The organism is Emticicia sp. (genome assembly GCF_049241225.1).
Lineage (GTDB): Bacteria > Bacteroidota > Bacteroidia > Cytophagales > Spirosomataceae > Emticicia.
On sequence record NZ_JBMLRC010000087.1, the window covers coordinates 1 to 9,691 of the forward strand.

Sequence of the window (9,691 nt, forward strand, 5' to 3'; positions counted from 1 at the left end):
CGCTGCGATTACACAAATTAACACAGATTTTTTCCGTGATAATCTTGTAATCCGTGCCTCCGTGGTGAAAAAACAGCCTTTGAACACCAAGAAGTACATTTTCATCTCAATTTTTGCATTTTCTGACATTTGAAGTTTATTTTACCTTTTCAATACACTTAAAAACCCTTCGACAAACATGAAAAAAAACTACTTTCTGAGTTTTTTCCTAATCACTTTGCTCTCTACGGCAGCTTTTGCCCAAAAACTCAACACCGATTTATTCAAGAAAATGAAGGCCCGCAGCATTGGCCCAGCCGTAATGTCGGGTCGAATCACTGCTGTTGATGCCGTTTGGGAAAACCCTAATATCATTTATGCTGCTTCTGCATCGGGTGGCGTTTGGAAAAGCGAAAACGGTGGCACAAAATGGCAGCCTATTTTTGATGATATGCCATTGCAAAACATTGGTTCGATAGCCATTCAACAATCAAATCCTTCGGTGGTTTGGGTAGGAACTGGTGAAGGAAATCCTCGAAACTCAATTAATTTAGGAGCAGGAATCTACAAATCGCTCGATGGTGGTAAAACGTGGAAATTGATGGGGCTTGAAAAAACTCGCAATATTCATCGTATTCTGATTGACCCTACGAATCCGAATGTAATTTATGCAGGTGTTATCGGAAACCCTTATGCCGAACAACAAGAAAGAGGCGTTTATAAAACAACCGATGGTGGTGAAACTTGGCAAAGAGTATTGTTTACGAACGAAAAATCGGGCGTGGCCGATATGATTATGGATGCCAAAAATCCAAATAAGCTCTTTGTGGCCATGTGGCAACACAAACGCACCGCATGGGATTTCAAATCAGGCGGTGAAGGTTCGGGGCTTTATGTAACTTACGATGCAGGAAAAAACTGGAAGAAACTCTCTAAAACTGATGGTTTGCCCGAAGGTGATTACGGTCGAATTGGTTTAGCGAGTTGTCGCTCATACCCAAATCGAGTATATGCTTTGATTGAAGCGACCAAAAACGGACTTTATCGCTCTGATGATGGTGGTATGAAATGGGAAAAAGTAAACGAAGACCCAAAAGATGTAACAAATCGCCCGTTTTATTTCAATGATATTTTGTGCGACCCAAAGAACGAAAATCGACTTTATAGTCTTTATCAAGTAATTTCGGTGAGTGAAGATGGCGGAAAATCATTCAAAACAACCGCTACTTTCGACCAAGCTCACGCCGACCACCACGCTATCTGGATTCATCCCGAAGACAATAATTTTATCATTAACGGAAACGATGGCGGCGTTTCGATTTCGAGAGACAGAGGTAAAACATGGACTTTTGCCGAAGCTCTGCCTTTAGGACAATTCTATCACGTAAATGTTGATAACGAAATTCCGTATAATATTTATGGTGGCTTGCAAGATAATGGCTCGTGGCAAGGCCCAGCTTATATTTGGAAAGAGGGAGGAATCAGAAATTATAGTTGGCTTTCGGTCAATGGTGGTGATGGCTTCGATGTTGTGCCTGACCCCGAAGATGCTCGTTATGGCTATGCCATGTCGCAAGGTGGATTTTTGGGCAGATATGATACCAAAACTGGGCAATCGACAATGATTCGTCCGCCACAAGTGGATATTAAAACTCGTTTGCGTTTCAATTGGAATGCTGCCATTGCTCAAGACCCATTTGAAAAAGGGACGATTTACTACGGAAGTCAGTTTGTGCATAAAAGCCAAAATAAAGGTTTGACTTGGGATATTATTTCGCCCGATTTGACAATCAATAATCCAGAACAACAAAAACAAGACCAAAGCGGTGGACTTTCGCTTGATATTACCTCAGCCGAAAACCATAATACAATTCTTACGCTTGCTCCGTCTCAAAAAGAAAGAGGCGTACTTTGGGCAGGAACTGATGATGGAAATGTGCAGTTAACGAGAGATTTTGGCAAAAACTGGTCGAATCTTACTTCAAAAATCAGAAATTTTCCGAAAGAAGGATGGATTTGTCAGATTCAAGCATCAAGATATAATGCTGGTGAGGCTTTCGTGACTGTTAATAATTATCGTCAAGGAGATTTTGCTCCGTATGTTTTCCGCACGAAAGATTTTGGTCAAAACTGGGAGCGTATCGTTGATGAAAACAAAGTACGTGGCTATGCTCTTTGTTTCTTGCAAGACCCAACAACACCAAATTTAATGTTTTGTGGTACCGAGCACGGCCTTTGGGTAAGTGTTGATGATGCAAAAACTTGGACACAGTGGAAAGCAGGTCTACCATCGGTTTCTACAATGGATTTGACAATTCAAGAGCGTGAAGCTGATTTGGTAGTAGGTACTTTTGGGCGTGCTTTATATGTTTTAGATGATATTCGCCCACTTCGTAAAGTTGCACAGGCATCTACGAAGGTTTTAGACCAAAAACTCGTAGCTTTTGATTCTCCTGATGCTTATTTGGTAGAATTTTCGACACAAATTGGCTACAACACAATCGGTGATGGAATGTATGAAGGTGAAAATCGTGCAGCAGGTGCAAGAATTAGCTATTTTGTGAATGTTCCGAAAAAAGAAGAGAAAAAGCCCGAAGATAAAAAAGATGTTTCGACTCCAAAAGTACCAAGTATCAAATACGATACAGTTTATGCAAAAATCTATGATGAAGTAGGTAAACAGATTCGTACAATATTTAGTGTGCCTGATACTTCGGGAATGCAACGCATCACGTGGAATTTGACCGAAAAGGGCATTCGTTATCCAAATGCTCAAAAACCCAAAAAAGGAGCTGCCGAACCAAGTGGAATCAATGTTTTGCCAGGTAAATATAAAGTAGTATTAAGTTTTGGCGACCAAAAAGATTCGACCTACATAAACGTAAAACCAGACCCAAGATACAATTTCGACCGCAGTGCTGAAGTGGCCAAACGAGATATTTACGAACGCCTGAAAGTGAATGTAGCTAAACTCACCGAAGCAACCGACCGCCTCACCGAAGCCAATGATATTACCGAAAAACTGTTGAACCAAATAAAAGATAGTGAAGGTAAAGAAATAGAAGATTTCAGAAAGCAAATAAAAGCTGTTCAAGATACAATCAAAGCGAAAAGAGAGCTAATTGTGGCAAAACCACTCGAAAAACAAGGTTATGGACGCCCATACAGAGTGACTGCTTTAACAAAAGCTCAAGAGTTAATGATGTATTTGGGCAATCGCCAGTCTTCGCCATCAAAAACTGAATCAATCATTCTAGAGCAATTTGATGGTTTGACGAAAGAATCAATCACTAAAATAAATACATTCTTTGCCAACAACTGGCTCGATTTCAGAAAGAAAGTAGAATCAATGAAGTTGAATATGTTTAAAGACTATGAAATGATTCGATAATCTTCATCTTGATAAATTTTATTTAACGACGGCAAGGTTCAAAACCTTGCCGTCGTTGTTTTTGCCGAAAATAAATAATTACCCAAAAAATATTCATTGCCGTCTGCTTTAGCTGACGGATACTTATAGGCAATCAAATTTGACTTTAGTCAAACCATTGATTTTGACTGAAGTCAAAGTTGTTTTGTTTATTTGCAGCAATCCGTCAGCTAAAGCAGACGGCAATGAATTGAAGCCATAATGAGTCATTAAAAATACTTATTACTGGGTAAAAAACTCCTATTTTGATAGCCTCCCAAACATAACAAACACAAAAAAGCCGCAAATACTTTTCAGCATTTGCGGCTTTTTATATATTGATGCTTCTAATAAATTAGAATCTGAAGTGCGAGAATGCTTTGTTAGCTTCTGCCATTCTGTGCGTATCATCTTTTTTCTTCACTGCCGCACCTTCACCTTTAGCCGCAGCGATGATTTCGCCAGCCAAACGCTCAGTCATGGTTTTTTCACCACGCTTACGTGAATATCCAATTAACCATTTCATACCTACTGATTGCTTACGGTCAGCACGTACTTCCATCGGAACTTGGAATGTAGCACCACCTACACGGCGGCTTTTTACCTCTACTGTTGGCATTACGTTAGATAACGCTTTTTTCCACAACTCAAGGCCATTTTCTTTTGTACGAGCTTCAACTAATTCTAAAGCACCGTAGAAAATTGTGTATGCAGTACTTTTCTTACCGTCATACATCAAGTTATTTACAAATTTTGTTACAGTTACGTCTCTGAACTTTGGGTCAGGAAGCACGTAACGCTTTTTTGGTTTTGACTTTCTCATTTTGTTTAAATAAGGTTTCGTTCTTGAAAACTAATTCACCTCCGATTGCTCCGAGATTACTACCCTGTTGTTAAGCTGTATTATTGAAAAACTAAACGTTAATCTTCTAACCGAAAACTTTCAACTGGAAATTACTTTTCAGGAAATTATTTTTTCTTTCCTTTAACTGGAGCTGCTACTTGACCTGGTTTAGGACGTTTAGCACCATATTTAGAACGGCTCTGCTTACGGTTGTTTACACCGGCAGTATCCAACGCTCCACGAACGATGTGGTAACGTACCCCTGGAAGGTCTTTTACACGACCACCACGAATCAATACGATTGAGTGCTCTTGCAAGTTGTGTCCTTCACCTGGGATGTAGGCATTTACTTCTTTTTGATTTGTTAAGCGAACACGAGCAACTTTACGAAGTGCTGAGTTTGGCTTCTTTGGAGTCGTAGTGTAAACACGAGTACAAACGCCACGACGTTGTGGACATGAATCCAACGCCGGAGACTTAGATTTCCAAGTCATTTGCTCTCTGCCGTTTCTTACTAACTGTTGTATAGTAGGCATTTTGTTAAAAAATTGTTTTCGTTAGATACTAATTTCCAATTAGGGCTGCAAAGGTACAGGTTTTATTCTAAAAAGAAAAACTTTTATTAGAGATATTCTTGATTTATTGGTTTTTTGTTTGTAAAAGCTGAAAATTGAAGCTATTATATAGGATTTTATAGGCTAAGACAGTTTTATCACAAAGCTATATCTGAGAAAATCTTATATTATTTTCGATAAAAAATACTAATAAAAGCAGTTATTAGGAGGCTGATAGTCAGTTTTTTAGGTTCAATATTTTGTTTCTTCTGGGTTTCTACAATGGTTTTTTATCATTTCTTCTTCCAACCAATTCTTCAAAGTCTGAATCTCTTTTTACGACCGGTCAGAAAATTAATCAACATAAAAACAAATTTTAAAAACAATAAAGTATGAAAAAGTGGATGTTATATAGTTGTGTTGCTTTGGCAATGGTGTTTGCGTGGGCGTGTGATAAAAGCGAAGTTAGCAACAACGTGAGCGTGGTTTCGAGTTTCGAGAATGGTTTTGATGGCTGGAGCGTAGATTTGGCCGAATACAATACTTCGATGGATAGCAGTATGATAGAATTTAAGTATGCTGTCGCAAAAATGCCTTCAGATTCAACCAAAAAAGGTTTGCGAGTGCAGAGCCATAATCGTAGCGATGATATGTTTATGTATGTCAAGAAAAAAATCAGCGGTTTGGACAGTAAAAAAACGTATGAAGTTTTCTTTGATATTGAACTCGGTACATACTTTCATGCCAATAGTATCGGAATTGGTGGTTCGCCAGGAAGCTCGGTGTATGTAAAAGCGGGTGCTTCGTCAAAAGAACCAGCTAAGTATTTAGAAGGCGATTTTTATAAGTTCAATCTTGACAAAGGTAATCAATTGGAAGGAGGAAAAGAGCTTGTAACAATCGGTGATGCCTCAAATGGTCTTTCGGAGCCTGGTTTTAAGGTGGTAAATCGCAATAACACAAGTAAATTGGTAACGGTAAAACCAAACGAAAAAGGCGAGATTTGGCTTTGTATAGGTACCGATTCGGGTTTTGAAGGCTTGACTGTCTTACATTATGATAAAATAAGCGTTTCGATTAGGGAAAAAGCTTCTTTGTAAATTATGTAAAAACACTTTCGTCTTACTTTGATTCGACGAAAGTGTTTTTTTCTACAACCCAACTTCTCAATAAACATCCGCATTTCTTTCGCTAACCCGCTGTTTTCTAAGCAATTATCAGTAATTTTGCACCTCATTTGAGAAATACTCGTTTCTCATTATTCAAAATCATTCATTCACAAATAATATGACTACCGAACAATTGAAGGAGTTAAAGGCCAGATTAGCGGCCTTGAGGGGGTATCTTTGACTACGATAGCAAGAAAGAACAACTCGAAGATTTAGAGCAACAAACTGCTCAACCCGAATTTTGGACTGATGCTGCCAAAGCAGAAAACGTAATGAAACAAGTACGTATGCTTAAAGGTTGGACTGTTGGCTACGAAAATGCCAATGCAGCCATCGGCGACCTCGAAACACTTTATGAGTTTTATGAAGGAGGCGAAGTAACCGAAGAAGAAGTTGACGAAGAGGGTAAAAAGGTAGAAACGATACTCGAAGAGCTAGAGTTGAAACGAATGCTCTCGAACGAAGAAGACCAAATGAGTGCCATTTTGGAGATAAATGCAGGAGCAGGTGGAACAGAAAGCCAAGACTGGACAAGTATGCTCATGCGTATGTATATGATGTGGGCCAATAAAAAAGGCTATAAAGTATCAGAGCTTGATTATCAAGATGGTGATACGGCTGGGGTAAAATCGGTTTCGTTACAAATTGATGGACCAATGGCTTATGGTTTCTTAAAGTCAGAAAACGGAGTACATCGTTTGGTTCGAGTGTCGCCGTTTGACTCAAATGCTCGTCGTCATACATCGTTTTCGTCGGTTTTTGTATCGCCATTAGTTGATGATACGATTACGATTGAAATTCGTGATGCGGATATCGAAATCCAGACTTCTCGCTCGGGTGGTGCTGGTGGACAAAACGTCAATAAAGTTGAAACGAAAGTACAACTCACGCACAAGCCAACGGGTATTGTAGTAGTTTGTCAGGTTGAACGTAGTCAGCTCGGTAATAAAGAACGTGCCATGCAGATGCTTCGCTCGAAACTTTATCAATTAGAAGTTGACAAACGTAATGCGGCAAGAGCCGAAACTGAAGCTGGAAAGATGAAAATCGAGTGGGGTTCACAGATTCGTAGTTATGTATTAGATGACCGTCGAGTGAAAGACCACCGAACTAATATTCAGACATCAAACACTGAAGCTGTTTTAAATGGCGATATTGATGATTTCATCAAAGGTTATTTGATGGCGAATTAATATTTAGTGGTTCAGACCTACGTCGGCATGGCTCGAAGCCATGCCGACGTTCAAATGATAAGCTCTCGTTTTTAAGCAAATTGCTTTACTACTTTCATAATATGCTCGGTATCAACGCTGTTTTTTTGCCATTCTTCTAAGCGTTTATTCATTACCCTAAACCAAATCGGTGGCACGAGCGACATCAAAATCATCATGGTATAGCCAAAAGGTAGTTGAGGACTTTCGTCGAAATGCCGAAGGACTTGGTATGGCCGTGCTGCATAAGCATGATGGTCAGAGTGCCGTTGCAGATGAAAAAGCAGCAGATTGCTATAAAAATGATTAGCATTCCACGAATGAAGTGGATTTACTTTTTCGTAGCGTCCATTTTCGAGTTGTTTCCGCAAAATTCCGTAATGCTCAATATAATTCACACATTCCAAAGATAAAATCGCAATCATGCTTTGCACTGCAAAAAACGATGGTACAATCCATGCCGTTTCTTTCATAGAGTCGCTAAACGAAACTGTAAGTACATAGCAAAGAAGAATAGGCAATATCACCGCCCAAATCATTTCATTATTAATGCCCCAAATCGGTTTATTTTCTTTTTGAAGAAGTTTTTTCTCAATATTCCACGCACTTCTGAAACCCCCGATAATACTTTGCCCCCAAAAAGCAAAAACGGTTTGGTTTTTGCGAGCGGTTGCGGGGTCGAGGGGCGTTGCTACGTGCGTGTGATGCCCACGATTATGCTCAACAAAGAAGTGCATGTAGCAAACCGAAATCAAGGCGGCACGGGCATGAAATTGGGCAATTGCACTTTTACGGTGGCCTAATTCGTGAGCAACGTTGATAATGGTAGAAGCATAAACACCTTGGCTAAGCATTAGGCCGAAAATCTGATACCAAGTGAGGCTATCGTGCGTAAGCACATAACACCCCCACAAAAGCATAAAATATTGAATATAAACGTGAGAATAGACCAAAACATCAAAATAGCGGTCATTGAGAAGTTTTTCGTATTCTTCGGTGCTGGCGTTTTGGGAGTCTCGACTTACGATTTCATCCAAAATAGGAATTAAACCGTAGGCGTAAATAAACACGAAAAATGTCCAATTTGGACTGATATAATAGTAGCCCAAAAGAAAGAAGGCGATAAACGAGTAGCCCCATGCAAAACCGATTTTTTTTCTGATGCTCATGGTTTACTGATTTTTCGTTGTAAATTTAGTCAATCAATACAAATCTTATAATTTTGTTGGATAAATCCTATTAAAAATAATTGCTTTTTGAGTTGATTCAAATAATGACCTAACCCTATCATGAGCGAGTTTTTTATTTATTTACAGCTTGGTTATCAACATATTACCGATATAAACGGCTACGACCACATTTTGTTTGTAGTGGCTCTTTGTGCAATTTATAGAATCACTGACTGGAAAAAAATATTATATCTTGTTACGGCTTTTACGATTGGGCATTCGATTACGCTGGCGTTGGCTGCTCTCGAACTTATCGATTACAGCACCGATTTAATTGAGTTCTTGATTCCCATTACGATTATACTTACTTGTATTTCGAATTTCTTTCACAGAAGCACAGAAAGCGTTCTTGACCCCGAAGAATTTTCGAGGGTGCGTTATTTTTTCGCCATGATGTTTGGTCTTATTCACGGCATGGGTTTTTCTAATTATCTAAAAAGTCTTCTCGGAAAAAATGAAAATATTGTTGTGCAATTATTAGCTTTTAATATCGGCCTTGAATTTGGTCAGTTGCTCATTGTGGCGGTAGCTATTACACTTTCATTTTTGGTTTTAGATGGATTCAAGATGAAAAAACACTCTTGGAACCTTATTTTATCTGCTTTTGTGGCTGGGGTAGCCTTCAAATTAATGACCGAAAAATGGTATTTTTAAAGGAGAAATAAATTTGATAGCCTTTTAAGGTGTTTATTATCAGGTACTTATATTCTTAATTCTACATTCTTAATTGTTCATCAGCACTTTTGCACAGATTTTGTGTTATAAATAACGTAATCACTATTTTTTATTGCTCATGCAAGAAAGTACATCACTTCTCGGTTTTCTCTTAACGGCATTTTTGGCGGGTTTTGCGTCAATTTTTATGCCTTGTATTTATCCAATTATGCCTATGACGGTTAGTTTCTTTACGAAACAATCGCAAGGAACTCGTAAAGCTACTTTTTACGGACTTTCTATCATGTTTGTTTTCGGACTGATAGGTTTAGTAGCAACAGTTTTCGGAGCTCCATTTCTCAACTTCATAAGTACTCACTGGATTCCAAATCTTATATTTTTTGTCATTTTCATCATTTTTGGAATTTCCCTTTTGGGAGCTTTCGAAATCGTTTTGCCGCACAATGTTGTTAATAATATTGATAGAATGTCAGAAAAAGGCGGACTTGTCGGTATTTTCTTCATGGCTCTTACACTCGTTGTGGTATCGTTTTCTTGTACGGCACCGTTTGTTGGCTCATTATTGATTATGGCGGCAAAAGGCGAGGTTTGGCGACCACTTTGGGGAATGTTGGCTTTCGG

Annotated in this window: 8 protein-coding genes; 5 read left to right on the plus strand and 3 right to left on the minus strand. The window is 38.9% G+C overall.

The annotated features are described in order from the left end of the window. Positions 1-178 precede the first annotated feature (178 nt). On the plus strand, positions 179-3,370 hold the full coding sequence (locus tag ACOVO2_RS05260) for a WD40/YVTN/BNR-like repeat-containing protein (protein ID WP_421768957.1): 3,192 nt from the start codon (positions 179-181) through the stop codon (positions 3,368-3,370). A 373-nt stretch (positions 3,371-3,743) separates the two neighbouring features. On the opposite strand, the gene rpsG is transcribed toward ACOVO2_RS05260, so the two are convergent. Beyond that, complete coding sequence (gene rpsG, locus ACOVO2_RS05265; protein WP_188767177.1) at positions 3,744-4,211, minus strand: 30S ribosomal protein S7; 468 nt, start codon at positions 4,209-4,211, stop codon at positions 3,744-3,746. Between the two features lie 146 nt (positions 4,212-4,357). Further along, positions 4,358-4,768, minus strand: coding sequence for a 30S ribosomal protein S12 (rpsL, locus tag ACOVO2_RS05270; RefSeq protein ID WP_015028867.1), 411 nt, complete (start codon positions 4,766-4,768; stop codon positions 4,358-4,360). Between the two features lie 410 nt (positions 4,769-5,178). Between rpsL and ACOVO2_RS05275 the strand changes: the two genes are divergently transcribed. Both ACOVO2_RS05275 and prfB read left to right on the plus strand, forming a co-directional pair. After that, positions 5,179-5,886 (plus strand): hypothetical protein, encoded by a 708-nt coding sequence (locus ACOVO2_RS05275; RefSeq protein ID WP_421768958.1) that lies wholly within the window; start codon positions 5,179-5,181, stop codon positions 5,884-5,886. A 187-nt stretch (positions 5,887-6,073) separates the two neighbouring features. After that, positions 6,074-7,148 (plus strand): peptide chain release factor 2 gene (gene prfB / locus ACOVO2_RS05280; RefSeq protein ID WP_188767170.1). Its coding sequence is split into 2 segments (ribosomal slippage): positions 6,074-6,133 and positions 6,135-7,148, totalling 1,074 coding nucleotides; the frame shifts between segments, so codons are not numbered across the junction. Between the two features lie 71 nt (positions 7,149-7,219). On the opposite strand, the gene ACOVO2_RS05285 is transcribed toward prfB, so the two are convergent. Continuing rightward, entirely contained in the window at positions 7,220-8,335 is a 1,116-nt protein-coding gene (locus ACOVO2_RS05285; RefSeq protein WP_421768959.1) for an alkane 1-monooxygenase, read from the minus strand. A 120-nt stretch (positions 8,336-8,455) separates the two neighbouring features. Between ACOVO2_RS05285 and ACOVO2_RS05290 the strand changes: the two genes are divergently transcribed. Both ACOVO2_RS05290 and ACOVO2_RS05295 read left to right on the plus strand, forming a co-directional pair. Then, positions 8,456-9,049 (plus strand): HupE/UreJ family protein, encoded by a 594-nt coding sequence (locus ACOVO2_RS05290; protein ID WP_421768960.1) that lies wholly within the window; start codon positions 8,456-8,458, stop codon positions 9,047-9,049. 139 nt (positions 9,050-9,188) lie between these two features. Next, the coding region (locus tag ACOVO2_RS05295; RefSeq protein ID WP_421768961.1) for a cytochrome c biogenesis protein CcdA at positions 9,189-9,691 on the plus strand (503 nt) is incomplete at its 3' end.